This is a genomic window from Sphingomonas astaxanthinifaciens DSM 22298, assembly GCF_000711715.1.
In the GTDB taxonomy this organism is placed as follows: domain Bacteria; phylum Pseudomonadota; class Alphaproteobacteria; order Sphingomonadales; family Sphingomonadaceae; genus Sphingomicrobium; species Sphingomicrobium astaxanthinifaciens_A.
The window spans coordinates 2,058,940-2,084,248 of sequence record NZ_JONN01000001.1 but is presented as its reverse complement, the minus strand read 5'-3'; the positions used below and the strand labels follow the sequence as shown (position 1 = coordinate 2,084,248).

At 69.2% G+C, this 25,309-nt stretch carries 22 protein-coding genes; 12 read left to right on the top strand and 10 right to left on the bottom strand.

The genetic code is table 11. The features are described 5' to 3' along the window. The first annotated feature begins 11 nt into the window (after nucleotides 1–11). From rpmF to BS69_RS0110695, 5 genes are all read left to right on the top strand, one after another. On the top strand, nucleotides 12–191 hold the full coding sequence (rpmF, locus tag BS69_RS0110715; protein WP_029941941.1) for a 50S ribosomal protein L32: 180 nt from the start codon (nucleotides 12–14) through the stop codon (nucleotides 189–191). A 43-nt stretch (nucleotides 192–234) separates the two neighbouring features. Further along, on the top strand, nucleotides 235–1,278 hold the full coding sequence (gene plsX, locus BS69_RS0110710) for a phosphate acyltransferase PlsX (RefSeq protein ID WP_029941940.1): 1,044 nt from the start codon (nucleotides 235–237) through the stop codon (nucleotides 1,276–1,278). Nucleotides 1,279–1,281: 3 nt separating this feature from the next. After that, on the top strand, nucleotides 1,282–2,244 hold the full coding sequence (locus tag BS69_RS0110705) for a beta-ketoacyl-ACP synthase III (RefSeq protein WP_029941939.1): 963 nt from the start codon (nucleotides 1,282–1,284) through the stop codon (nucleotides 2,242–2,244). A gap of 158 nt (nucleotides 2,245–2,402) precedes the next feature. Continuing rightward, nucleotides 2,403–2,696 carry an integration host factor subunit alpha gene (locus BS69_RS0110700; protein WP_029941938.1) on the top strand — a complete coding sequence of 98 codons (294 nt, stop codon included), beginning with the start codon at nucleotides 2,403–2,405 and terminating at the stop codon, nucleotides 2,694–2,696. Nucleotides 2,697–2,700: 4 nt separating this feature from the next. Next, nucleotides 2,701–3,042 (top strand): MerR family transcriptional regulator, encoded by a 342-nt coding sequence (locus BS69_RS0110695; protein WP_029941937.1) that lies wholly within the window; start codon nucleotides 2,701–2,703, stop codon nucleotides 3,040–3,042. 59 nt (nucleotides 3,043–3,101) lie between these two features. On the opposite strand, the gene BS69_RS0110690 is transcribed toward BS69_RS0110695, so the two are convergent. Next, the gene (locus BS69_RS0110690) at nucleotides 3,102–5,813 is read right to left on the bottom strand and encodes an ATP-dependent DNA helicase (RefSeq protein ID WP_037504484.1); all 2,712 of its coding nucleotides are present in this window, start codon (nucleotides 5,811–5,813) and stop codon (nucleotides 3,102–3,104) included. A 1,098-nt stretch (nucleotides 5,814–6,911) separates the two neighbouring features. Here BS69_RS0110690 and BS69_RS0110680 point away from each other — a divergent pair. Further along, on the top strand, nucleotides 6,912–8,489 hold the full coding sequence (locus BS69_RS0110680) for a lysine--tRNA ligase (RefSeq protein ID WP_029941934.1): 1,578 nt from the start codon (nucleotides 6,912–6,914) through the stop codon (nucleotides 8,487–8,489). Between the two features lie 72 nt (nucleotides 8,490–8,561). Then, nucleotides 8,562–9,020 carry a hypothetical protein gene (locus BS69_RS0110675; RefSeq protein WP_029941933.1) on the top strand — a complete coding sequence of 153 codons (459 nt, stop codon included), beginning with the start codon at nucleotides 8,562–8,564 and terminating at the stop codon, nucleotides 9,018–9,020. Between the two features lie 5 nt (nucleotides 9,021–9,025). On the opposite strand, the gene BS69_RS14310 is transcribed toward BS69_RS0110675, so the two are convergent. Further along, complete coding sequence (locus BS69_RS14310) at nucleotides 9,026–9,196, bottom strand: hypothetical protein (protein WP_156956997.1); 171 nt, start codon at nucleotides 9,194–9,196, stop codon at nucleotides 9,026–9,028. A gap of 18 nt (nucleotides 9,197–9,214) precedes the next feature. Then, nucleotides 9,215–10,357: a S41 family peptidase gene (locus BS69_RS0110665; RefSeq protein WP_029941932.1), complete on the bottom strand. Its 1,143-nt coding sequence runs from the start codon at nucleotides 10,355–10,357 to the stop codon at nucleotides 9,215–9,217. A 118-nt stretch (nucleotides 10,358–10,475) separates the two neighbouring features. Here BS69_RS0110665 and BS69_RS0110660 point away from each other — a divergent pair, with 118 nt between their 5' ends. From BS69_RS0110660 to BS69_RS13340, 3 genes are all read left to right on the top strand, one after another. Further along, nucleotides 10,476–10,967, top strand: a complete 492-nt coding sequence (locus BS69_RS0110660; RefSeq protein ID WP_169738083.1) for an Lrp/AsnC family transcriptional regulator — start codon at nucleotides 10,476–10,478, stop codon at nucleotides 10,965–10,967. A gap of 67 nt (nucleotides 10,968–11,034) precedes the next feature. After that, a complete protein-coding gene (locus BS69_RS0110655; RefSeq protein WP_029941930.1) occupies nucleotides 11,035–12,414 on the top strand; it encodes a M24 family metallopeptidase in 1,380 nt (459 codons plus the stop codon). 125 nt (nucleotides 12,415–12,539) lie between these two features. Beyond that, nucleotides 12,540–13,925, top strand: a complete 1,386-nt coding sequence (locus BS69_RS13340) for a globin-coupled sensor protein (RefSeq protein ID WP_037504483.1) — start codon at nucleotides 12,540–12,542, stop codon at nucleotides 13,923–13,925. Nucleotides 13,926–13,950: 25 nt separating this feature from the next. Here the strand turns inward: BS69_RS13340 and BS69_RS0110645 are convergent, their stop codons facing one another. From BS69_RS0110645 to BS69_RS0110635, 3 genes are all read right to left on the bottom strand, one after another. After that, nucleotides 13,951–15,807, bottom strand: a complete 1,857-nt coding sequence (locus BS69_RS0110645) for a DUF885 domain-containing protein (protein WP_029941928.1) — start codon at nucleotides 15,805–15,807, stop codon at nucleotides 13,951–13,953. 93 nt (nucleotides 15,808–15,900) lie between these two features. Then, nucleotides 15,901–16,797, bottom strand: a complete 897-nt coding sequence (locus BS69_RS14585) for an RcnB family protein (RefSeq protein WP_245605140.1) — start codon at nucleotides 16,795–16,797, stop codon at nucleotides 15,901–15,903. Between the two features lie 60 nt (nucleotides 16,798–16,857). Further along, complete coding sequence (locus tag BS69_RS0110635) at nucleotides 16,858–17,355, bottom strand: (2Fe-2S)-binding protein (RefSeq protein ID WP_037504482.1); 498 nt, start codon at nucleotides 17,353–17,355, stop codon at nucleotides 16,858–16,860. 46 nt (nucleotides 17,356–17,401) lie between these two features. On the opposite strand from BS69_RS0110635, the gene BS69_RS0110630 reads away from it, so the two are divergent. Together BS69_RS0110630 and BS69_RS13770 are read left to right on the top strand one after the other, a co-directional pair. After that, the gene (locus BS69_RS0110630) at nucleotides 17,402–18,187 is read left to right on the top strand and encodes an alpha/beta fold hydrolase (RefSeq protein WP_051676704.1); all 786 of its coding nucleotides are present in this window, start codon (nucleotides 17,402–17,404) and stop codon (nucleotides 18,185–18,187) included. A 65-nt stretch (nucleotides 18,188–18,252) separates the two neighbouring features. Beyond that, nucleotides 18,253–19,212 carry a transglutaminase-like cysteine peptidase gene (locus BS69_RS13770; RefSeq protein WP_051676703.1) on the top strand — a complete coding sequence of 320 codons (960 nt, stop codon included), beginning with the start codon at nucleotides 18,253–18,255 and terminating at the stop codon, nucleotides 19,210–19,212. 8 nt (nucleotides 19,213–19,220) lie between these two features. Here the strand turns inward: BS69_RS13770 and BS69_RS0110620 are convergent, their stop codons facing one another. Genes BS69_RS0110620 through BS69_RS0110605 form a run of 4 tightly spaced genes read right to left on the bottom strand, consistent with a single transcriptional unit; the run spans nucleotide 19,221 to nucleotide 25,306 of the window. Further along, nucleotides 19,221–20,501 (bottom strand): HlyD family type I secretion periplasmic adaptor subunit, encoded by a 1,281-nt coding sequence (locus BS69_RS0110620; protein WP_084184473.1) that lies wholly within the window; start codon nucleotides 20,499–20,501, stop codon nucleotides 19,221–19,223. 17 nt (nucleotides 20,502–20,518) lie between these two features. Beyond that, nucleotides 20,519–21,616 carry a cell wall hydrolase gene (locus BS69_RS13330; protein ID WP_051676702.1) on the bottom strand — a complete coding sequence of 366 codons (1,098 nt, stop codon included), beginning with the start codon at nucleotides 21,614–21,616 and terminating at the stop codon, nucleotides 20,519–20,521. Between the two features lie 3 nt (nucleotides 21,617–21,619). Beyond that, the gene (locus tag BS69_RS0110610) at nucleotides 21,620–23,788 is read right to left on the bottom strand and encodes a type I secretion system permease/ATPase (protein WP_084184472.1); all 2,169 of its coding nucleotides are present in this window, start codon (nucleotides 23,786–23,788) and stop codon (nucleotides 21,620–21,622) included. A 24-nt stretch (nucleotides 23,789–23,812) separates the two neighbouring features. Further along, complete coding sequence (locus BS69_RS0110605; protein WP_084184470.1) at nucleotides 23,813–25,306, bottom strand: TolC family protein; 1,494 nt, start codon at nucleotides 25,304–25,306, stop codon at nucleotides 23,813–23,815. Nucleotides 25,307–25,309: the final 3 nt, after the last annotated feature.

The window sequence follows — 25,309 nt, the reverse complement described above, 5'->3', positions numbered from 1 at the left end:
CAGGTGCCGCAATGGCCGTCCCCAAGAGAAAGACCTCGCCCTCGAAGCGCAACATGCGCCGCAGCCACCACGCGCTGACCCCGGCGAGCTTCCAGGAATGCCCGAACTGCGGCGAGCTCAAGCTCCCGCACAATCTCTGCCAGGCCTGCGGCCACTACAACGGCCGCGAGATCGTTTCGACCGAGGCCTAAGAGCAACCCTGACGTGAATCGCGGAAACGCCAGCGCCTCAGCCATGAGCGCTCCGCGGATTGCAGTGGATGCGATGGGGGGAGACGGCGGTCCGGCAGCGATGCTGGGCGGGATCGAGCGCGCCCTCAAGGCCGACCCCTCGCTCCGCTTCATCGTCGTCGGCGACGAGGCCATCCTCGCCCCCGAGCTCGACCGGATGGCGCTCCCCGCGGGCAGCGCCACCATCCTCCACGCGCCCGACAGCATCGCCGGCGACGAAAAGCCGAGCCAGGCGCTGCGCCGCGCCCGCACCACCTCGATGGGCCTCGCGATCAACGCGGTGAAGGAAGGGCAGGCCGACGCGGCCCTGTCCGCCGGCAATACCGGCGCGCTGATGGCGATGAGCAAGCTTGCGCTGCGCACCATGCCGGGCATCGACCGGCCCGCGCTGACCGCGCTGCTGCCGACGCTCGGCAGCCACGACTGCGTCATGCTCGACCTCGGCGCCAATACCGAGAGTGACGCCCAGAACCTCGTCCAGTTCGCCGTCATGGGCGCCGCTTATGCCCGCACCGTGCTTGGGCTGAAGCGCCCACGGGTGAAGCTGCTCAACATCGGGACCGAGGAGCTGAAGGGCACCGACGAGATCAAGGAAGCCGCCGCGATCCTGCGCGAGGCCGACTATCTGCCCCTGAAGTTCGACGGCTTCACCGAGGGCGACCAGCTGTCGCGCGGCAATGTCGACGTGGTCGTCACCGACGGCTTCTCGGGCAATATCGCCTTGAAAACGGCGGAAGGGACGGCACGCTTCGTCACCGATCTCCTGCGCCGCGCCTTCACCTCGTCGCTGCGCTCCAAGGCCGGTTTCGCGCTGTCCAAGCCCGCGCTGCACATGCTCAAGGTCCATCTCGACCCCAACAACCACAATGGCGCGGTCTTCCTCGGGCTGAACGGCCTCGTGGTGAAGAGCCACGGCGGCGCCAGTGCCAAGGGCATCGCCAATGCCATTGCGGTCGCCGCGCGGATGGTCCGCGGCGACATCGTCAACCAGGTCACCACCGACCTCGACGAATTCCGCGCCCATGCCTTTGCCGGAGCCAGTGAGTGACCCATGCCGCTGCGTAGCGTTTTCCTCGGCGTGGGCTCGGCCCTGCCCGCCCGGCGGGTCGACAATGCCGAACTGGCCGCCCAGGTCGACACCTCGGACGAGTGGATCGTCGAACGGACCGGAATCCGCTCGCGCTATATCGCCGGCGAGGGCGAGACCACCGCGACGCTGGCCACCGAGGCCGCCCGCAAGGCGCTGGCCGATGCCGGGCTCGAGCCCGCCGATGTTGGCCTGATCGTGCTTGCGACCGCAACGCCCGACCAGACCTTCCCGAGCTCGGCGACCAAGGTCCAGCACGCGCTCGGCATTACCGATGCCATCGCCTTCGACGTCCACGCCGTCTGCACGGGCTTCCTCTACGCGCTGACCACCGCCGACGCGATGCTGCGCGGGGGCAATGCCAAGGTCGCGCTGGTGATCGGCGCCGAGACCTTCAGCCGGATCCTCGACTGGGAGGACCGCACGACCTGCGTCCTGTTCGGCGACGGCGCCGGCGCGCTCGTGCTGCGCGCCGAGGAAACCGAGGAACGTGGCATCCTCGCCACCCGGCTCCACGCCGACGGGCGCTACAACGAAATGCTCTATGTCGACGGCGGGCCCTCGACCACGGGCACCGTCGGCAAGCTGCGGATGAGGGGGCGCGAGGTCTTCCGCCACGCCGTGGTCAACCTCGCCGACGTCCTCTCCGAGGTGCTCGAAGCGGCCGGCCTGACCCCGGCCGACGTCGACTGGGTCGTGCCGCACCAGGCCAATGCCCGGATCATCGACGCGACCGCGCGCAAGCTCGGCCTTCCGGCCGAAAAGGTGGTGCTGACGGTCGATCGCCACGCCAATACCTCGGCCGCGTCCGTGCCCCTGGCGCTCGACGTCGCGGTCAAGGACGGGCGGATCAAGCGGGGCGACACCATCGTCCTCGAGGCGATGGGCGGCGGCTTCACCTGGGGCGCCGCGGTACTTTCCGTTTAACGAGCGGGCGCGGAACGGAATTTTCCGTGATTGTCTGTTTGCCGACGGTCCGCAATTTGAGTATGCATCTCAGCAAGGCGCAAGGGGACGCGCCGCAACAGGGGCGGGAGTGACGGATGGCCGATGCAGGCGTCCCGCGTGGCGGGCAGAAGACGGAAATGCACGCGGGGACCCTTACCAGGGCGGACCTCGGTGACGTCGTTCACCGCAAGCTCGGGCTGAGCCGGGCCGAGTCGGCCTCGATGGTCGAGCGCCTCCTCCACCACATGTGCGCCGCCCTCTCCGACGGTCAGAACGTCAAGATTTCGGGCTTCGGCAGCTTCATCCTGCGCGACAAGGGCGAGCGGATCGGCCGCAATCCCAAGACCGGGGTCGAGGTGCCGATCGCGCCGCGCCGCGTCATGACCTTCCGCGCCAGTCAGACGATGCGCGACCGTATCGCGCGCGGCTGAGGACGTGCCTGGCGTTTCGGCCGGCAAGGACCCCGACGCCTTCCGGACCATCGGCGAAGTGTCCGCCGAACTCGGCATTGCCCAGCATATCCTGCGTTACTGGGAAACGCGCTTTCCCCAGCTGAAGCCGCTCCAGCGCGCCGGCAATCGCCGTTACTATCGCCCCGAGGACGTCGCGCTGGTCCGGCAGATCGACAGCCTGCTCAATCGCCAGGGCTATACCGTTCGCGGGGTTCAGCAGCTGCTGCGAAGCAAGGAGCCGCTACCTGAGCCGGCGCTGGTCGAGGAAGGGCTGGTCGATGCCCTGAAGCGGGTTCGGGCCGAGCTGGAAGCGGCGATTTCCTGAGCCGGTCGCAAGACCCTCGTTCGTCCTGAGCGCCGTCGAAGGACGGATGATCGACCGCCTCAGCGGCGCCCTGCGACTTCGCTGACGCGGATCGAATCCGGTTTGGCGACGCGCGCCGACGCCACCCGCGCGACCGCCTCGTCGAGCGGCACCCGGCTGACCTTCACCCCTTCGGGAAAGGCCGTCAGCAACCGCGACGGGCAGGCGGCCGAGAGGATCACGAACGTGCCCCTGTCGCCCTGCCGCCGGATCAGCCGCCCGAAGGCCTGCGCCAGCCGCGCCTTGACCACCCGGTCGTCATAGGCCGAGCCGCCCCCCGCCAGTCGCCGCGCCGCGTGGAGCACGGTCGGGCGCGGCCAGGGCACCCGCTCCATCACCACCAGCCGCAAGCTCTCACCCGGAACATCCACCCCGTCGCGCAAGGCATCGGTGCCGAGCAGGCTCGCGCGCGGATCGGCGCGGAACATGTCGACCAGCGTCCCCGTGTCGATCGGATCGACATGCTGGGCCAAGAGCGGCAGCCGGTCGCGCGCCAGCCGGTCGGCGATCCGCGCCTGCACCGCCTTCAGCCGCTGGATCGCGGTGAACAGGCCGAGCGTGCCCCCCTCGGCGGCCGCGATCAGCCGGGCATAGGCATTGGCGAGCGCCGCCAGGTCCCCCTGCTTGACGTCGGTGACGACCAGCACTTCGGCGCTCGCGGCATAGTCGAACGGGCTGGCGGCGTGGAAATGCTCGGCCGGGGCGGCAAGGTGAGTTGCGCCGGTGCGCGCCTCGGCGACGCCCCAGCCTTCCTCGCCGCCGCGCAGGGTGGCGGAGGTGACGAGCACCCCCTGCGCGGGTTCGAGCACCGCCTTGGCGAGCGGCCGGGTCGGGTCGAGCCAGCGCCGCTGCAGCCCGATATCGAGTTCGCGGCCCTCGACCCGGTCGACCGCCAGCCAGTCGACGAAGTCGGGATCCGGAATGCCGCCGACCCGCGCCAGCAGCTGGACCCATGCCGCCAACGCCTGTCCGCGCCAGGTCAGCCCGCTGATCGCGCCCTCGACTCGCGCCCTCGCCGCCCCGTCGAGCCAGTCGGGCGAATCCTCGAGCACGGCCTCGAGTCGCATTCGCAACGCCGACAGCGGTCGCTGCAGCGTCTCCAGCGCCTCGAGCGCGGCGGCCGCCGCCTCGACCAGCGGGCCGTCGGGTTCGGCCAGTTCGGTCTCTATCCCGTAGCCCGCATCCTCCGCGCGGGCGCGCGCCAGCACCGTCCCGCGCACCGCCGCGAACAGGGATTCGAGGGGTCCGAAGGGTGCGCCTTCGACGACCCGGCCGAGCCAGCCGTCGCCCGGGAGCAATTGCGCCGCCTGAACCGCCGCATCGAGCGCGACCGCGCCCTCGTCATCATAGGAGCAGACGTCCATGAGCCGCGCCGCAAGCCCCCGCCGCCGCCCGCGCGAACTGCGCTCCGGGCCCATGATCCAGCGCCGAAGCTCGATCGTCTCGGCCCCCGTCAGCGCGACCGAGAAGGTCGAATCGGCCGCGTCGAACAGGTGGTGGCCCTCGTCGAACACGATCCGCTCAAGCCCGCCGCCGAGCCGCCCGCGCGCCGCCGAGACCATCACCAGCGCATGGTTGGCGATGACGAGATCGGCCCCGCGGCTCGCCCGCTCGGCCTTCTCGATGAAGCATTTCCGATAGTGCGGGCAGCCGGCGTAGACGCACTCCCCCCGCCGGTCGGTCAGCGCGGTCGCGCCCGCCCGCCGGAACAGGCTCGGCAGCCAGCCCGGCAGGTCGCCGCCAACCATGTCGCCGTCCTTGCTGTAGGCCGCCCAGCGTCCGACCAGCTGCGCGAGCACCGCCGCCCGGCCCGAAAACGCCCCCTGCAGCGCGTCCTCGAGGTTCAGGAGACAGAGGTAATTCTCGCGCCCCTTGCGGATGACGATCCGTTTCTTTCGCTCGACGGGATCGGGGATGATCCGCTGCCCCTCGGCATCGAGCTGGCGCTGGAGCGCCTTGGTATAGGTCGAGACCCACACCGTGCCGCCCGCCTTCTCCGCCCACAGCGAGGCGGGCGCCAGATAGCCAAGCGTCTTGCCGATCCCCGTCCCCGCCTCGGCGAGGAGGAGATTGGGCGAATCGCGCCGGTCGCGCGGGGCGAAGGCGTGGGCCGCGGCGGCGGCGAAGGCGCGCTGGCCATCGCGGCTCTCGGCCCCCGCCCCCGTCAGCTGCCGCAGGCGCGCCTCGGCCTCGCCGTCGCCCAGCCGGATCATCCGCGCCGGCGGCCGCTCGGCCGCCTCCTCCCATTGCTCGAGCCGGGAGAAGAGCATCCGTTCGCCCCGCTCGGGCTTGGCCAGGCGCTGTCCGACGAGCCCGGCCCAGCCCCAGCCGAGGCGCTGAAGGGTCATGCTGCTGGTCCACGCCCCCTCGCGCTCGGCCCAGTCGCCGTCCAGCACCGCCAGCAGCCTGTTCGCGATGTCGGGCAACAGCGCCGCCTGCCCCGCTTCGTCGGCGGGCGCCTCGATCCCGCACCAGCCCGCCAGCCCTGCCACCGTCGGCACCACGAAGCGCGCCGGGTGGACGAAGGCGAACAGCTCGAGGAGGTCGAGCGCGTTCACCTCGGGATAACCAAGCCGTTGCCCGGTCAGCGGCGCATTGAGGATGACATGCGGCGTGTCCGACACCGCCCGGATCGCCTCCCCCCGCCCGACCGGACGCACGCCGTTCGGGCCGACCAGCCAGATACCGGCATGGCTCGCGTGAAGCGCGGGAAGGATGAAGGAAGACGCCACTCAAGCCTATTTGGCGAGGCGAGAACGAAAGGGCAACGAGGAAGCGCCGCTAGTGTCCGCTAAGGGTGGAAAGCGGACGTTCGCTCATCTGACAAATTGATCGCCTCGGTAGGTCCAAAGGACCGGGCGCCAGCGGCTAACGCCACTATCTCCTTCGTAGGTGCGGATCACCGGCATGCCGGATTCGTTGCTCAAGAAGTCGGGCCTGCCCCGGCTCGATAAGTCGGCTACCTTACGTATGCGTTGACCTGCTAAGTGCCACACCCGGACACGGTAGGCAGACCCACCGCTCCAAAGCGAATAGACCAGTCCATCATCGCGCTGAAACAAACCCAGCGGGCTGTCGCCAACGATTTCACGATGATCCTGAGCAGCAGAGCAAGCGACCACACATCTAAATCGTATTTCGTATCCCGATGAGGGCTTCGGGCTTACCGTCACGTCGAAAATCGAAGGCCCTTCGTCAACGCGAAGGAGGGCCACTGCGGCGGGCTGGGTTGCTACCATTGCCGCAGCGAGGATTGTCAAAGAAGCCATCCGAGTACGCTATCGTGGGCGCATTAATCTGCAAACCACCAGGCGATCGAATGTCCGCAGTGGGTCGGTTTCAGACGTACGGCTAAGGCTGAGTTTCGACGACTTGCGTGTTCGAGATGGCTAGGCCGTTCGCCCTTGCGGCCTGCGCCAGCCAAACGATGCTTGCGACGTCAGACAATGAGGGAAGGTCAGGCCACCGCAATCGGACGGATTGAGAGCCATCGGCTTTAGACCATCGCTTCTCCACCACCCACGCGTGACGCTGTTTTTGGGCAGAGCGAAGGAAGGCGTCGAGCGCGGCGCTTGAGCCAGTAAGGGTCATGCTTGCCTTAGGATCATCCACTTGGACGCTCGCTCGGGCCGGGCACTCCGTCGCCACCATCATCGGTAGCGCCAAGATCAGCATCACGCGCGTCCACTGAGCCATGGAACTCATTGTGTCTGCATATCCTAATGTCCGCAATGGGTCGAAAGCGGACATCCGTCCGAACGCCTGACGACCTTCTCAACCCGCCCCGCCCCTTGCCTTCGCACCTGCAACATGTGCATTCGCGTGCCATCATGACCGACGACGCGCTCCGCTCCGCCGCCCTCACCTCCAAGGCCTGGCCGTTCGAGGAAGCCCGCAAGCTCGTCGCGCGCTATCCGAAGGGCAAGCCCAACGGCGAACCCGTCATCTTCGAGACCGGCTACGGTCCCTCGGGTCTCCCCCACATCGGCACCTTTACCGAGGTCCTGCGCACGACCTGGGTCCGCCGCGCCTATGAGGTGCTGACCGGCGCGCCGACCCGGCTGATCGCCTTCAGCGACGACATGGACGGGCTGCGCAAGGTCCCCGACAACGTGCCCAACGGCGAGGTCCTCGCCGCCGCGCTCGGCAAGCCGCTGACTCGAGTCCCCGACCCCTTCGGCTGCCACGACAGCTTCGCGCACCACAATAATGCGCTGCTCCGCCAGTTCCTCGACCGCTTCGGCTTCGACTATGAATTCATGAGCGCGACCGACGCCTATAGCTCGGGCCGCTTCGACGCGGCGCTTCGCTCGGTCCTGCGCCACTTCGACGACATCATGGGCGTCATGCTCCCGACCCTGCGCGAGGAGCGCCGCCAGACCTATTCGCCCGTCCTCCCCGTCTCGCCCTCGACCGGTCGCGTGCTGCAGGTGCCCGTCCGCGTCGTCGATGCCGAGGCCGGCACCATCGCCTTCACCGACGAGGACGGGAGCGACGTCACCCAGTCGGCGCTCGGCGGCATGGCCAAGCTCCAGTGGAAGGTCGACTGGGCGATGCGCTGGGTCGCGCTTGGCGTCGATTATGAGATGGCCGGCAAGGACCTGATCGATTCGACCATCCAGTCGGGCAAGATCGCCCGCATCCTGGGGGCCAGGCCGCCCGAGGGCTTCAACTACGAGATGTTCCTCGACGAAAAGGGCGAGAAGATCTCCAAGTCGAAGGGGAATGGCCTCGGGCTCGAGGACTGGCTCCGCTACGGCAGCGAGAACAGCCTGCAATTCTACCTCTGGCGCGAGCCGAAGAAGGCCAAGAGCCTGCACCTCGGCCTGATCCCGCGCGCGATCGACGATTACTGGCAGTTCCGCGGCCGCTGGCCCGAACAGCCGGTCGAGCAGCGCCTCGGCAATCCGGTCCACCACATCCACGAGGGCCAAGTGCCCGAGCCGGCGACCTTGCCCCTGAGCTTCAGCCTGCTGCTCAACCTCGCCTCGCTGCCCGGGGTCGCGGACAAGGACACCGCCTGGCGCTTCGTCCAGCGTTATGCGCCGGGGACCTCGGCGCAGACCAATCCCGAATTGGACGAGCTGATCGGCCTCGCGGTCACCTATGCGCGCGACTTCGTGGTGCCCGGCCTCCAGCGCCGCGCGCCGACCGAGGCCGAGGCGGACGCCCTCCGCGACCTCGACGCCTTCCTCGCCACTCTCGCCCCCGACGCGCCCGCGGACGAGATCCAGAACGGCGTCTTCGCGGTCGGCAAGCAGCATTACGGGCAGGAGCGCTTACGCGACTGGTTCCAGGCGGCCTACGAGACATTGCTCGGGTCGAGCCAGGGCCCCCGCCTCGGCAGCTTCATCGCGCTCTACGGGATCGACAACAGCCGCCGCCTGATCGCCGAGGCGCTCGCCTGATTCCGCATTAAATCGGTCTTAAGTCCGTTCGCCTTACTGCCTTCCCCGCTCGGCTTTGGGGGGTGAGAAGAGATGTTGCGTGTCTATGCGATCGGCGGGGTGATCCTGTTTGCCGGAACTGCCATGCTGGTCCAGAAAGTCGACCACAGCATGAACTACGTGCCGGTCATGGCCAGCATCACCTCGGTCAAGTCCGAGCTCTGCTATCTCAAGAAGGTCGATCGCGGCCTCGTCACCAAGACGACCTCGACCACCGGCAAGATGCCCTGCGACGAGGCCGAAGACCTTCGGCTCCATAATCCGACCTATGCCGGGATGAAGGCGCTCGGCTACATGGATGTCAGCTTCAGCTATGTCTCGCCCGCCGACCACCGGCAGCACAGCGACACGATGAGCTACGCCTTCGACGATTATTCGCGCCTCGCCCATGCAGAGGGCGCGCAGCTCCCGATCCTCGCGCACAAGTCGGATCCGGCCCAGACCGCGCACGACTACGACCATATGGCCGCCTTCGCCTCGCCCGAGGCCTGAGCCGCCTAGGGGGCGAGCGCGCTGCCGATCGTTCCCAGCGTCACCATCATTGCCGTCGCGGCCGGCAGCGGCGCGGGCCGTGCCTCGGAGCACTGGCCGCGCAGCGCCGCCGCCGCGGGCGTGACGATGAGCAGGATCGCGCCCAGCGTCGCCACTGCCGTCCTCCGCCTCGTCATGGCCGTCGCCTCCTTGTTCTACCGCGCCCGGAGCTTGTCCGAGTGGATGGGTTCGGCCGGCACCTCGGTCGCGTTCAATCGCTCGGCCTCGGCCTTGCTCAGCCCCGCCTTCTCGAGCGCGACGACCAACGCCTGCGCCGGATCGACCGCGATGTCGGGCGCGATCCCGTCGCCTTCCCAGTCCTTGCCGGTCTTGATGTCGTAGGTCCGCCCGATCGGCAGCCAGACGCCGAAATGGTCGTTGAGCGGCACCGGCCCGCCGAAGTGATTGGCTCCCGCGGTCGCCTCGCCGATCAGGGTCGCGCGGCCCGTGGTCTTGAGCGCCAGCGCGAAATGCTCGGCCGCCGAGGCGCTGCGGTTCGAGGTCAGGAGATAGACCTTGGCGGTCCGAAGCGGCGTGTCGGCGCCCGGCAGCGCGCGGTGGGTGCCGACCATCTTGTCGCCCTCGGCCGCGAACTGGAGCGTCGCCGACGCCTCGAGCGGCGACCCGCGCGTGTCGTAGACGTCCTTCGCAATCGCCATCTTCACCAGCGGGGTCGGCTTGGCGAACAGGTAGGAGAAGATCGCGTCCTGCTCGTCGAGCCCGCCGCCATGATGGTTGCGAAGGTCGAAGATGAGGGTCTTGGCGTCGCGGTTGTCGGTGAGCCACTTGCGGACCGCCGCCATCTCCTCGTCGCGGCCCATGAAGGCGGTGAAGCGGATGTAGCCGATGCCCGGCGCGATGGTCTTCGCCGACTGGATCAGCGCCGGCCAGTTCTTCGGTGGACCGCGGTCCGCGCCGCCGCCGCCGGGCCCGCCCCGCGGCCCCTCGGGCGCGAGCATCACATGGAGGTGCCCGTCCTTGTGCACCGCCAGCAGGTCGTCGGTCATCAGCTTGGCGAGGTCGCCGCGAGTGCCCTGGTCGTAGCGGCCGGCCGCGGCGTTGCGGCGGAGCATCGCCGCATAATCCTCGGCCTTGTCCTTGAAGACGAACGACTTCACCAGCTCGTCCGCCAGCTTCGCGGCGACCGCCCGGCCCTCTCCCTGCTCGAGCGGCAAGGCGGCGCTCGCGGGTTCGGCCTTTGCCGGCGCAGGCGCGGGCTGGACGGCGGCGGTGGCCGGGAGTGCGAGGGCGGCCAGCCCCAGGGCGGCTCCGATCATCAGGCGGGTCTCGATACGCACGAAATCTTCCCCTTCATTTCGCTGTGGCCCAGAAGAAGCCGCCTGCTCGCTGTCCGCCGGATGAATGGCAAGGCGGACGACGCGACTTTGCCAGCGCTGCGCAAAAGGGGTGCGTGTCGTGCCAGTTTTTGGCACGAATGGCGCCGAGATGCTCGACGCCTTCGATCACGCCCTGCTCAATCTCGCCCAGCGCGACGACAGCCTGACAGCGGACGAGATCGCAAGCCATGTCGCGCTCTCGCCCTCGGCCATCGCCCGCCGGCGGCGGCGACTGCGGAGCGAGGGCTGGATCGCCCGAACCATTGCCCTGCTCGCCCCGCGCCTGACCGAGGGGCGGCTGCGCGCGCTCGTGCTGGTGCAGTTGAACGAACATGCCGACCAGCATGGCAAGCGCCTGCTCCTGGCCCGGCTCGAGAAAGCGGAGACGGTACAGTTCGTGCTCGAGGTGAGCGGCAGCCACGATCTTGCGCTGCTGATCGATTCGACCAGCATGGACGCCTTCGTCGCCGAGGCCGAAGCGCTGCTCGCGAGCGACGCCGCGGTCCGGCGCTACGAGACGAGTTTCGTCAAGAAGAGCTGGAAGTTCGCGCCCTTCGTCCGGCTAGGCTGAGCGCGCCCGCTTGCGCCCGCGCGCGCGCCGCTCCACCAAGGGCGCGCTTCATCGGGGGACGTCGGACATGAGCCTTTCACGCGCCATCATCGGCCTTGCCTTGCTCGGCGCAGCCCCGGCCCTTGCCCAGACGCCGCCGCCCGCCGGCAATCTCGCCGAAGCCGTCAATCCCGAAGCGCCGCGCGTGCTTCCCTTGCGTGAGCGCGCGAAGCTCGAGGACCGGATCCTCGCCGAACGGCTCGACACCATCGTGCCTCGGCTGATGCGTGAGCAGAAGGTCGACATGTGGGTGCTGGTCGCCCGCGAATATGTCGAGGACCCGGTCGTCATGACCATGCTCGACGCCGAGAACATGCACGCCCGGCGGCGCACCATCCTCGTCTTCTTCGACCCCGGCGCCGGCAAGCCGGTCGAGCGGTTGACCGTCAGCCGCTACGGCCTCGCCGGACTGTTCGAGCCCGCCTGGAACCCCGAGCAGCAGCCCGACCAGTGGGCGGCGCTGGGGGCGCTCATCGCCGCGCGCGACCCAAAGCGGATCGCCATCAACAGCTCGGCGCTCAGCCAGTTCGGCGACGGGCTCACCCTCAGCCAGTATGAGGGACTGATGGCGGCGCTGTCGCCCGGGTTGCGCGACCGGGTGGTGCGGACCGACGCGCTTGCGGTCGGCTGGCTCGAGACCCGCACCCCGGCCGAGCGCGACATCTATCCCGGGATCGTCCGGCTCGCCCATTCGATCATCGCCGAGGCCTTCAGCAATCGCGTCATCACGCCCGGCAAGACCACCGCCGACGATGTCGTCTGGTGGATGCGCGAAAAGGTCAGCCGGCTCGGCCTCACGGTCTGGTTCCAGCCCTCGGTCGCGATCATCCGCCAGGGTCAGAAAGGCATGCTTGAGGGCGACACGGTCATTCGCCCGGGCGACATGCTGTGGACCGACTTCGGCATCACCTACCTCGACCTCAACACCGACACCCAGCATCTCGGCTACGTGCTGAAACCCGGCGAGCGCCAGGCGCCGAGGGGGCTGCGCGACGGCATGGCCGCCGCCAACCGGGTGCAGGACGCGCTGACCGCGAGCTTCCGCACCGGGCTGACCGGCAACCAGCTCCTCGCCACCGCCCGCGCCAGGGCAATCGCCGCGGGGCTCGTCCCCTCCATCTACTCGCACCCGATCGGCTTCCACGGCCACGGCGCGGGGAGCAGCATCGGCTATTGGGACAACCAGGGCCCGAGCCCGTCGGGCGAGCATCCGGTGCGTCCCGACACGGCCTGGTCGATCGAGCTCAATGCCCGCTCGGTAGTCCCCGAATGGGGCGGCCAGGAGGTCGAGTTCCGGCTCGAGGAGGACGCCTATTTCGACGGGCAGTCCGTCTCCTACCTCGACGGCCGCCAGAGCGCCTTCCATCTCATCGGCGCCGTTCCAGCACCGCGGCGCGTCCGGCGCTAGGCCCTCCGCCTGCGACCAACACCGCCAGCCATAGCCAGGCCCTGACCCAAAGGCGGTATGCCGCCGCGCCCTACCTCCCCGAACGCTTCCTAAGAGGCGAGGAGGAAAGGAGTGCAGGCAAGGTCATGGTCAAGGAACTCGACGAACGGCTTCTCTTCACGGGCTTCACGGCCGAGCAGCGCGCCCGGCTCGCGTCCGCGCAGGACCGGATCGCCCGTCACCTGTCGCCGGCCCTCGACCGCTTCTATGCCACTGCCGAAAAGACACCGCATACTGCGGCCTTCTTCCGCGACCGGACTCATATGGGCAGTGCCAAGGGCGCCCAGCAGAAGCACTGGCAGCGCCTCGCCTCGGGACGCTTCGACGAGGAATATTTCGCCAGCGCGCGCCGGATTGGCGACACCCATGCGCGGATCGGTCTTTCGCCCCAATGGTATGTCGCCGCTTATGCGCTGGTGCTCGAGGAGCTGATCCTCAACCTTGGTCAGGAGGACCGCGAGAAGTCGCGCTTTGCCTTCGGTCGCGGTCCGTCCATCGATCTCCCGCTGATCGCGGCGGTGGTGAAGGCGGCGCTGATCGACATGGAACTGTGCATCTCGAACTATTTCGAGAAGAGCGAGAGCGAGCGCAACGCGGCCATGACCAAGCTCGGGGCCCGCGAGGCGGCGCTGAGCAGCCTGCTCGAGACGGTCGCGACGACCGCCGACACTGTCCACAGCGGCGCACAGGAAATCGCCCAGGCGAGCGAGGACCTTGCCCGCCGCACCGAAAGCAATGCCGCCGCCCTCGAGGAAACCGTCGCCGCGATCGTCCAGATGGACGAGCGCATCCGGCAGACGGCACAATCGGCGAGCGAGACGGTGGCGCGTGCCGATGAGACCATGACGACAGTGCGCTCGGGCCGCAGCGTTGCCGACGAAGCGGTGCAGGCAATGGGCCGGGTCAGCGAGAGCGCCAAGGGCATCGACAGCGTCATCGAGGGCCTCGACAAGATCGCCTTCCAGACGCGGGTGCTGGCGATGAACGCGGCGGTCGAGGCCGGCCGGGCGGGCGAGGCGGGCCGCGGCTTCGCGGTGGTTGCCGACCTCGTCAGCGCGCTCGCCATGCGCGCCGAGGAAGAGGCCAAGCGCGCCCGCGACCAGCTTACCGTTACCCAGACCGAAGTGGTGGCGGCGGTGTCCGCCGTCGAGAAGGTCGACGACGCCCTTGCCAACATCTCGGGCGACGTCGGACAGGTCAATGCGTTGATTGGCCAGATCGCCGAGGACAATCAGGCGCAGGCCCGCGCCATCACCGAGATCAATGCCAGCATCGCCAGCATGGACCGATCAACCCAGCAGAATGCGGCCATGGTCGAGGAGACCAGTGCCGCCGCCCGCAACCTGCTCAACGAGTCGTCGGCGCTGTCCGCCCAGGCCGCGAGCTTCCGGACCGAGGGCGGCGACGCCGCGGCCAACCCCGTTCACGCCCTGCAGCAGGACGCGGCCCGGGCGCTGACCCGCGCCGCCTGACGCCAGCCGCCGCCGTCGCCGCCGCTCACCCCTTGGTGACGGCGATCCAGGCGTCGATCTTCTGCTCGAGCACCGCGAGCGGCAGCGCGCCCGTCCCCAGCACCTGCTCGTGGAAGGTGCGGATGTCGAACTTGTCGCCAAGCTCGGCCTGCGCCTTGGCGCGCAGCCGCTGGATGGTCAGCGCACCGATCTTGTAGGCGGTCGCCTGGCTGGGAATGGCGATGTAGCGCTCGACCTCGGCGGTGGCGTCGGTCTTCCCCATGCTCGAATGGTCGAGCATGTACTTGATCGACTGGTCGCGGGTCCAACCCTTGGAGTGGATGCCGGTGTCGACCACCAGCCGCATCGCGCGCAGCATCTCGTCGTCGAGCGTCCCCATCCGCTGATAGGGATCCTTGTAGAAACCCATGTCGTAGCCGAGCGTCTCGGCATAGAGCGCCCAGCCCTCGACGAAGGCGGTATTCCCGCCGAACCGCATGAACGCCGGCAGCGCCTCATTCTCCTGCGCGAGGCTGATCTGGAAATGGTGACCCGGCGAGCCCTCGTGGAGATAGAGGGTGGTCATCCCCGGCGTCGTCCGGCTGGGGAGGTCGTAGGCGTTGAAATAGAAGACGCCCGGCCGCGAGCCGTCGGGGGTGCCGTTCTGGTAGGAGCCGCCGGCCTCGAACTTCTCGCGGAACGGCTCGTAGGGCCGGATTTCGAGCTTGGCCTTGGGCATCACCGAGAAGAAGCGCGGAAGCTCGGCATCGACCTTCTTGCCGATGTCGTAATAGCCCTGGGTCAGCGCCTCGCGGCTCTTCGGCTTGAACTTCTTGTCGGTCCGCAGATAGTTGAAGAAGGCCTGGAGATCGCCTTTGAAGCCGACCTCGGCGCGGACCTTCTCCATCTCCGCCGTGATCCGCGAGACCTCGCTGAGGCCGAGGTCGTGGATCTGCTCGGGGGTCATGTCGAGCGTGGTGGTCGACTTGATGAGGTAGCGGTACAGCTCGGGCCCGCCCTTCATGTACATGAGGCCCACGCCCTCGCGCGCCTTGGGCAGATATTCGGTCTTGAGGAAGTCCCGCACCCGGGTCAGCGCGGGGCGGATCTCGTCGTTGTAGGCCGCCTGATATTCGCTGGTCAGACGCGCGCGGTCGGCCGCCGAGATCGAGTCGGGGAACTTGCGGATCGGCCCGAGATAGCTGTTCTCGGACGGCTTCTGCTTGAGCTGGTTGTCGACCTGCTCGATCATGTTGCGGACGGTGAGCTTGGTGTCGACTACCCCGCTCGCCTCACCCTCGCGCCAGCGCGCGATCGCGCGGTCGAGATAGGTCACGAACTCCTTGTGGCGCTTGAGGTTGTTCTCATAGTCCTCGAGCGTCTTGAACGGCGCCGCACCCTCGCCGCTGGCGAAGGTCGGATAGAAGGTGTGGATGCCGTAGAAGTGGTTCATCGGCCGCACCCGGGTCAGCGCGAGCAGGTCGGGCTGATAGCTGCGCAGCGTGTCGGCGGTGGTGAACTTGAAGACGTCGTAGGCGATCTGGTCGGTCGCGCTGAGCTTCGCCCGGTCGATCGCGGCGAGGCCCGCGAGGTCGGCCTCGGCCGCCGCCTTCTCACCCGCGAAATAAGCGTCGGTGATGTTGTCGCCGAGCCGATCGGCGTAGCGCATGTCGCCGCGGAACAGCGCGTTCAGCGGATTGCGCTTGAGGCTGTCCTCATCGCTCCTGGCGAACAGGGCGAACAGCTTGTCGTGCTCGGCCTTGGCCAGTTCCTCGGCGCTGGGCGCGGCCGGCGCGGGCGCCTCGACCACCGCCGGTGCGGCGACCGGCTCGACCGGCGCGGTGGTGGCGCAGGCACCCAGAGCGAACAGGCTGGCACCGAGGAAGAGCAGGCGATGGGTCATGGCGGGGTCCGTTGCGAAAGGGAAAAGCTGACGGCACGAGGCGCCATCATTGCCGCCCCGCAACCATCCCTTCGATCAACGGACCCCTGCTGTCTACCAGAAGAAGTTGGGGATCCGGTCGACCACGCGCCCGGTCCGAAGGTCGATCAGCAGCACGTCGTCATAATAACGGATCCAGCGATAGGGCCCGTAGACCGGCGGCAGGCGATAGGCCCAGGGATCGTCGATCCAGTAGCTGCTCCCATAGTAGCGCGAGGGCAGGTTCCAGCCGAGCTGCCACGGCCGGTAACGCCATCCGAACGGGTCGATGTAGATGCCAAGCCGGAAGCGATTGCGGTCGCGGTCGCGGTGATGCCGCCAGTCGTAGCGGCGGTCGCGGCGCCAGTCCTTGCGCCAGCCCTCGGCGGCGATGCGGTCCTTCAAGACGTCGAGGGTCGGGCGGCGCTCGGTGCGCTGGGGCTGGGTCGGCGGGACCACGCGCGGAACCAGCGGCGGCTGGACGACCGCGTCAGCGACCGGGCGGCCGTCACGATCACGGCGGTCGCGGCGCGCATCCTCGCGCTGCTGGTAGCGCCAGTTGGCGACGCTGTCGCCCTGGCGGGCCTGCGGCGGGGGCGCGGTCGGCTGCTCGGCGGGCGAGGCCCAGTCGCGGCGGCGTTCGCGCATCGAACGGGGCGCCTCGCCGCGCTCGATGGCGGTCGGCATGGCCGGGCGCTCGATGGCAGGCCGCTCGATCCGCTGCTGAGGCATTTCGCGCGGTTCGGGCCGCTCGAAGCGCGGCTGCTCGCGCGGCTCGGGGCGTTCGAACCGCGGCTGCTGGCGCTCGGCGCGGGCGGGCTCGGCACGCTCGAAGCGCTGGGCGCGCTCCTCGCGCCGAGCTTCGCGCTCGGCGGCACGGGATTCGACCTGCTGGCCGGGGTCGGGTTCGGCCGCGGCGGCAGCCGGGGCAGCGGCACTCAGCAGCAGGGTCGCAAGGAGGGAGAAACGCATGACGAGAATCCAGTCCAGGTGAGTTCACCCGAACTTCGTCCCCGTCGGCTGAGCCGAGGATTAACGGGGCGAAACGACTTTTTCGGGCGGCTTGGGCGGGGCGGGCGGCGCCGCCGCGGCCATCGTCCCTGCCGCCCGCGCGATCGCCCGGCGAAGCCGCGGCTGGGCGCCGCACGCGCAGAGGTTGAGGAGCGCGTCGACCTGCTCCGCGCTCGGCCGCGGGCTCTGCTGGAGCAGCGCCGCGGCCGCGCAGACGAAGCCCGGAATGCAGAAGCCGCACTGCACCGCTTCCTCGGCGACCACCGCGAGCGTCACGGGATGGCTCGCCAGCCCCTCGATGGTGGTGACATCGGCGCCCTCGAGCGAACCGATCGGCACGGTGCAACTGAGGATCGCCGCGCCGTCGACGATGACCGTGCACGCCCCGCAGGTGCCGAGCCCCCCGCAGCCCTGCTTGGTCCCGGTCAGGTTGGCGGCGTCGCGCAGCGCCCACAGCAAGGGGGTCGCGGGATCCATCGCAAATTCGAGCGCCTGCCCGTTGACCCGCATCTTCGCCATCGCCCTGCTCTAGCCGTGGCGTGACGTTGCTGCCAAGCAGGCGCGCATGGCGATCCTCTCCACCAGCCTCGGTCCGATCGGCATCGAACGATGCGGTGAGGGCGGCGTGCCCCTGCTCTTCCTCCACGGCGTCGGCTCGGACCGTCACGCCTGGGCGCCGCAAATGGCGGCGTTCGGCGACGAGCGTCTGGCGATTGCGATCGACTGGCCGGGCTATGGCGACAGCGGCTTCATTGCCGACGCTACCCGGATCACCTTCGCCGAGGCCGCGCTGGCAGTGCTCGACGCGCTCGGCATCGAGCGGGCGCATGTCTGCGGGCTCAGCCTCGGCGGGGTGATCGCACTCCGCATGGCCGCCGACGCGCCGGACCGGATTGCTTCGCTGGTGCTGGCCGACACCTTCGCGGTGCACCCCGAGGGACGGGCGATATACGACCGCTCGCTGGCCGGCGCCGCCAGCCTGGGCTTGGCCGGGCTTGCCGAAGCCCGGGCCGATGCGCTGCTGGCCCAGCCCGCCGATTCCGCGACCCGCGCCGAGGTTGTCGCGACCATGAGCCGGATCGACCCCGCCGCTTATGCGCTCGCCGCCGCGGCGGTCTGGCTGGCCGACCAGCGCGCCGAAGCCGCGGACATCGCGCACCCGACCCTGATCCTCCACGGCAGCGAGGACCATATCACCCCGGCCGCGCTGTCGGACGAATTGAAGACCCTGATCCCCCACGCCGCGCTGGTGGAGATCACCGGTGCCGGCCACCTTCCCAATCTCGAGCAGCCGGCCATCTTCAATCGCGTTCTCGCATCGTTTCTCTCCGGCGTGGAGGAAAAACCCTAGTCTTACCGGCGCTTTAACCAAAGCCGGAAAGCGGATGTTCGGCTTGGCCTGCGACAAGCGGCGCCATGGACAAGAGCCTCGCCGCAGTCCTGGGGTTTGCTGCCGTCGCGCTGGTCGCGCCGGCCCCCGCCGTCGCACAGAGCGCGGCCGCCCCTTATGCCGTCAGCGCCAGTTTCGTCCGCAAGAGCGAGGCGCTGCTCGGCACCGGCAGCAAGCTCGCCGAGCTGATGTCGCAGCAGGGTGGCCAGGCCCTGCCTGCCGCCGCCGCGACTAACGCTACCGCCGCCCTGACCCCGGCCGTGCTTCGCAGTCCTTATTCGGCGACCCCGATCCGGCTCCAGCGCGCGGCGATGGTGACCAGCCGTCCCGACGTCTTCGGCTCGACCGCGCTCGCCGTGACCGCCACCCCGCTCGATCGCCGGTGGCAGGCGGTTCAGTCGCGTTCGCTCGACGCGAGCAGCGCCCATTGGGCGGCGAGCCTGCGTGGCCGGTCGGATGCCGAGCGGCTCGACGCGGTCAACCGCTTCGTCAACAGCCGTCTCGCCTTCGTTGACGACGACCGCCAGTTCGGCCGCGCCGACGTCTGGCAGAGCGCCGCGGAATCGCTGCGGCGCGGGCGCGGCGACTGCGAGGATTATGCGATCGCCAAGCTGCAGCTGCTCCGCGCGGCGGGCTTTGCCGAGCGCGACCTCTACCTCGTCATCCTCAAGGACCTCGTTCGCCGCAGCGACCATGCGGTGCTGGCGGTGGCGAGCGGCGGGCGCCTGCTGGTGCTCGACAACGGGACCGACCGGATCGTCGATTCGGCCGACATCACCGACTATCGCCCGATCTTCAGTTATGCCGCGGGCAAGCGCTGGACCCATGGCTATCGCCGCTCGGCCGAGCCGCCGATGGTCCTCGCCGCGGCCGATCGCGACGCGAGCGCGCTGCCAGTCCCGGCCGCGGCCCCGGCCAGCCCGATCGGCGACGCGCCGCATTTCGAGGTGTCGGCCGCGGACTTCTCGCCCGCCTTGCTCGGCTGACTTGAGTCTCAGCGCTCGGTGAGCGCGTCGCTCTTGGCCTTGAGGACCGGCTTCAGCAGATAGGTCAGGATCGACTTGCGACCGGTGATGATCTGCGTGTCGGTCATCATGCCGGGCGTGATCGGAAGCCGCCGCCCCGCCATGGTCAGGTAGCTGCGCTCGGTCTCGACGATGACGTTGAAATAGGCCTCGCGCGTGGCCTCGTCGTAGATCGAGTCGGCGCTGATCTGGACGACCTTGCCCTCGAGCCCGCCGTAGATGGAGAAGTCATAGGCGGTGACCTTGACCAGCGCGCGATCGCCGACCTTGATGAAGGCAATGTCGCTGGGCTTGACCCGAGTCTCGACCAGCAATTTGTCGCCGAGCGGAACGACTTCCATGATCTTCTGCCCGGCCTGGACGAAGCCCCCGCGGGTGGTCGCCTGGACGTCGTTGACGACGCCGTCGACCGGCGAGCGGAGCTCGGTCTTGCTGAGGCGGCCCTGCGCGCCGCGCAGGGTCTGCTCGTTGATCGCGATCTTCTGGGTGACCTGGCTGCGTTCGTTGAGCGCGTCCTGGCGGAATTGCGCGCTCGCCTCGGCGGCCTGGGCGCGCGCCTCGCTGACCGCGGCCATCGCCCGGCCCTGCTGCTCGCGTGCGGCGGCGATCCGGCCCTGGAGGTCGACCACCTCGCGCTGGGCGGTGGCAAGTTCGGTCTGCGGCACGATGTTCTTGGCCGCGAGCGGCGCCAGCCGGTTCACATTCTCGTTCGCGAGCTGAAGGCTGCGCGAGAGCGAGTTGATGGTCGCGGCGGCCTCGGCGGCCTCGCGCCGGCGCTGCTCGGCAGTGGCGTTGAGCGCGCCGAGGCGACCCGACAGCGCGCTCCGGCGGGCGGCGAGCAGGGCGCCTTCATCGCCGGTAACCGTGGTCGAGCCGACCCCACCCTCTTCGCCGAGGCGCGAGGCCCGTTGCTGCAGCGCCTGGGTTTCGGCCTCGATCTGGCCAAGCTCCGAGCTCGACTGGGTGTCGTCGAGGCGGACGAGGAGCTGGCCCTGGCGGACCCGCTCGCCCGAGCGGACGAGGATCTCGCGGACGGTGGCCGGCTCGGACGACTGGATCAGCTGAACCTTGCTCGACGGAATGACCTTGCCCTGGCCGTGCGTCGCCTCGTCGACATGCGCGATCATCGACCAGATCAGGAACAGGAAGAAGCCGATCGAGCTGTAGAGGATGATCCTGCGCGAGCCGGTCAGCGGCGCGCGGTGCGAGCGAGTGGTCCCGGAAGGGGGCGCGAAGGGGATCGAGGCCATGATGACGCGTGCCTGTCCTAGTTGGAGGCGAGCGCGGCGGTGCCGCTGCTCGCGGTGGTGACGGCCGCGACGGCGGTCGCGTCACGCGGAAGGTTTCTCGGTTGTTCTTGCGCCGCGACCAGCGCCTTCGAGCGCCCGCCGGTATCCGCAGGATCCGGGATGCTCAGCCGCCAGCCCTTGCTGGTGTCGAGCAGCCCGCCGACGTCGTTGGCGGCGCGGCGGATGGTCTTGTCCTGCTCGTAGGTGAGCTGCGCGGGCGGAATGTCGGCGATGGCGATCCCGTCGGCACCGGCGAGGATCGCGGGCCGCAGGACCGGCCGGAGCGAGGCCGGATCGTTCGGTTCGCCGATGTAGCGGCCGGTGAAGGCGCCGCGCTGGCCCCAGGCACCCGGCCAGCGATAGAAGATGTGCGCCCCGATCTTGGTGATCTTGGCGAGCATCGGCGCCCAGTAAGGCGCGACATAATCGGCGTGATAATGGGTCGCCTGCCCGACCTCGGCATCGACATAGCCCGCCAGCGCGGCGGCGGCGACGCGCTTCGCTTCGGCCCAGGCCGCGGCGGCCGGCGCGCGGTTGAGCGAGCCGTCGCAGACGAAGGTGAACTGGCAGATGGGAGTCGCATTGCGCTGGTAGACGACGCCGCAGACCGACTTGGGGAAAGCCGGGTGGCGCATCCGGTTGAGGATCACCTGCGCGACCGCGCGGCGGCCCGCGACCGGCTCGAAGCCCGCCTCGTAATAGACGGCCTGGGTGAGGCAGGTCAGCGCGCGGTCGTAGGCGGTGCCGCCGGTCGGCGCGGCAAAGGGCGCGGCGGCCTGGACGGGGGCCTTGCTGAAGGGCAGCGCGGCATTGATCACCTCGGCCTCGGCGCCGGTCGCGCGGACCGCCTGGGCCTGGTCGCCGCTGGTCGCCGCGATCAGCGCCGCAGCCTTGGCGGGCTGGATCGGCAGCGACACCGGCGGCGCGGCCTCGGCGGCCGAGCGCATGGTGGCGAGGAAGGTCAGCGACAGCGCGAAAAGCGCGGCGATCCCGACCGCACCGATCGCGAGCACTTCCCAGCGCAAGCCGGCGACCGCGATGGCGAGACGACGCTGGAAACGGATCATCGTGGCCATGGCTCAGGCCTCCTTCGGCGCCGCGGCGGCAGCGGCGGCGGCTTCGCGGAGCCGGCCGAGCACGTCGTTGACGGGACCGTCGGCGATGATCCGGCCGCCATCGATCACCAGCAGGCGGTCGACGATGTTGAGCATCTGGTGGCGGTGGGTGGCGACGACTAAGGTCTGCTCGGGCCGGAGCGCGGTCTTGAGCTTGTCGATGAAATAGGCCTCGGTCTGGCTGTCCATCGCGCCGGTCGGCTCGTCGAGGAAGAGGAGCTTGCTGTCGCTGACCAGCGCCCTGGCGAGCACCAGCAAAGCGCGCTGGCCGCCCGACAGCAAGGCCCCGCGCTCACCCACCGGAAGATCGAAACCGGCCGCGTCGCGCGACAGGAAGATGTCCGCGCCCGAACGACGGACCGCGTCGACCAGCTCCTCGTCGGAGGCGCGCGCCCCGCCCAGCAGGAGGTTGTCGCGGACCGACCCCGAGAAGAGCTCGCTGTCCTGGCCGACGAAGCGGAAGGCGTCGCGCAGCTGGTGCGGGTGATATTGGCGGCTGTCGAGGCCATCGACTGTCAGCACGCCGTCGGTCGGCGCATAAAGGCCGCACAGCAGCCGGCCCAGCGTCGACTTGCCCGAAGCGACCCGGCCGATGATGCCGATCTTCTCGCCCGGGCGGATGACGAGATTGACGTCGCTGAGGCTGTCGCGCGCCGCGGTCGGATAGCGGAAGCCGACATGCTCGAGCGCGATGTCGCCGCTGCGGATCTCGGGCACGATCGAGCGCGCCGCGCTGACTCGTTCATCGCCGCTTTCCATCATCCGCTGGAGGCTGGCGAGCGTGGTGAAGGCCTGCTTGCCGCGGGTAATGAGGAAGGCGAACTGGCCGACCGGCGAGAGGGCGCGGCCGGCGAGCATGACGATCGCGATGATCGCGCCCATGCTCATCTCGCCGGCATTGAACAGGTAGAAGCCGCCGATCAGCAGGCCGATCGAGATGATCTGCTGCGACAGGCTGGCGAGATTGACCGCCACCGCGGTCAGCCGCCGCATCTTCTCCTGGGTGCCCGCGGTCATGTCGGCGAGACGGCGCCAGCGGCCGAGCATCTGGCCCTCGGCGCGCTGCGCCTTGAGGGTCTCGAGACCGGAAATGGATTCGACCAGCACGCTGTGCTGCAGGCTCGAGTCCGCCTGGCTGTCGAGCGCGGCCTGGTTCATGCTGCGCTGGAGGCTCATGCCCGCCAGCAGCATCACGCCGATCCCGACGATCGGGACCAGCACCAGCCAGCCCGCCAGCACGGTGATCAGCACCAGGAACACGAACAGGAACATGATGTCGACCGCGAGGACGACCGTGGTCGAGGCGAAGAAGTCGCGGACCATCTCATATTCGCTGACCCGCCGGGCCATGGCGCCCGTGCTCCCCGCCCGCTCGGCGAGGGGGATGTTCATGATCTTCTCGAACAGTTTCTGGCTGAGCTTCGCATCGAGCTTGCGGCCGACCTCGTCGATCAGCTGCGCCCGGGCGAGCCTGAGCATGAAGTCGAGCGCGAGGGCGAGCAGCACGCCGAGCGCCAGCACCCACAGGGTCGGGATCGCCTTGTTGGGGATCACCCGGTCGTAGACGTGCATGGTGAACAGCGGCACGGCGAAGGCGAGGAGGTTGACCACCAGCGCCGCCAGCAGGACGGGCCGAAGCTCGCCGCGGATCTTGTTCACCTCGCTCCAGAACCAGTGGACACGCTTGGCGCGGTCCCACGGCCGCTCGCCGGCGCGCTCCTGCGTGGGATCGGCCTCGACGTGGACCGCCCGGCCGGTGAAATATTGCTCGACCTCAGCCGTGTTGACCCACATCGGCTCGGCCGCGCCGGGAACGAAGACCAGCGCCTCGCGGCCGTTCAGCTCGTTGAGGACGAGGGCCCGGTCGTCCTCGAGTTCGAGGATCGCCGGCAAGCGGTTGCTCGGCCAGCCCTTTAGGTTGCGGGTCAGCGGCTGACCGCGCATGCCGACCTGCTCGAGCGCCGGTTCCACCTGGTGGAAGGGCAGCAGGCCGCTTGAATTGAGCGCCAACCCGGCGCGCAGCAGGACGGGCGACGACGGCCGGTCCGCTGCGCGCGCGAGATAGGCAAGACACTCTAGGACGGGGTCGAGCGCCTCGTTGGACGAGGCTTCCACCAGATTGACGAAACTCAACTTACCATCCTCTCGCGGCTACGCTTACTGGCCGGTCGCGGCAGGCTCGACGGGAGCGGCCGCGGCAGCGGCATTGCCCGAGGCCGGACGCGGGGTCGCGCCGACGTCGCGCGGATCGGCAGGCGGACCCATGACCGGGTAGCGCAGGCTGTTCTCCTGGCGATCGCTCGCCGGGACCGCGCGCACCTTGTAGCGGCCACGAAGATCGCTGTAGGCGCCCTGCGGCATGTCGACGCCCAGCGCCTCGACCAGCTTGTTGGCCGCGGCGAGCACCCGATACTGGGCGAACAGGCGGCTCATCCGCGCGGTCTCGGCCTGGGCCTGGACGTTCTGGCGGGTGTTCTGCGCGTCGAGCACGTCGAGCAGCGAGCGGCGGCCGACGTTGAACTGCTCGCGGTAGCTGAGCAGCAGGTCGTCGCTGATCCGGCTCTGGTTCTCGAGCTCGCCGACCAGGCGCTGCTGGTTCTGCAAGCGGCTCCAGGCCGAGCGGGCGTCCTCTTCGGCGCGGCGCTGGGTCTCGAACAGGCGGGCGTGGGCCTCGTCGGCGCGGCGCTGCTGCTCGCGGACATTGGCTTCCTTGATGCCGCCGTTGGTCAGCGTCCAGCGGAGCACCAGATTGGCCTGGAGGTCGCGAGTGTTGCCGGCAAAGCCGTCGACGTCGTTGCCGACCCGCGCGCGGGCCTCGGCATTGAGCTTGGGACCGACGTCGCTGCGGGCCGAGCGGATGACTTCACGCGCGGTCGAGAGATCGGCGATCGCCTCCTGGACGCGCGGGTTGTTGTCGCGGGCCAGTGCCTCGGCGTCGGCGAGGGTCGCCGGCATCTGCGCAGAAAGGTCGGGCGGCACCGAGACGCTGTCGATCGGCATGCCGGTCAGGGTCTGGAAGGCGATGGCGGCGGTCTCGAGGTCCTCGCGGGCCTCGGTCACGCGGGCCCGGGCCGACTGCAGGCGCTCTTCGGCCTGCTGCTGGTCGGCGATCGAGATCGAGCCCTGCTGGACGCCCTGGCGAAGATCGCCGGCGAGCTTCTCATGGAAGGCGACATTGTCTTCCGCGATCGCGACCAGCCGCTGCTGGAGCAGATAGTCGATGTAGTTGCGCGAGATGTTCAGCGCGACGAACTCGCTGCGCTCCTCGATGCGGGCGGCGGCGGCGTCGGTGCGGCTCGCCTGGCGGCGGATCTCGGCGTTGCGGCCGCCGGCATCGACCAGCAGCTGGTCGAGCACGAGCTCGCCTTCGACGGGCTTGAGCAGCTGGTCGCCGAGGCCGATCCGGCGACGGCTGGGATTGCGCAGTTCGCGCAGGCCGGCCGAGGCGCGCAGGTCGATCCGGGGATGCCACAGGCCGCGGGCCTGGTTCAGCTCTTCCATGGTCGCTTCGCGGTTGTGCACCGCCTGGCGGATTTCGGGATTGCTCTGGAGGGCGGCCTGGACCGCCGAGCGGAGATCGACCGCATAGGCCGGGGCGGCGCTCACGAGCAGCGCGCCCGGAACGATCAGCATCCAATTCTTCAAGGTCATAAC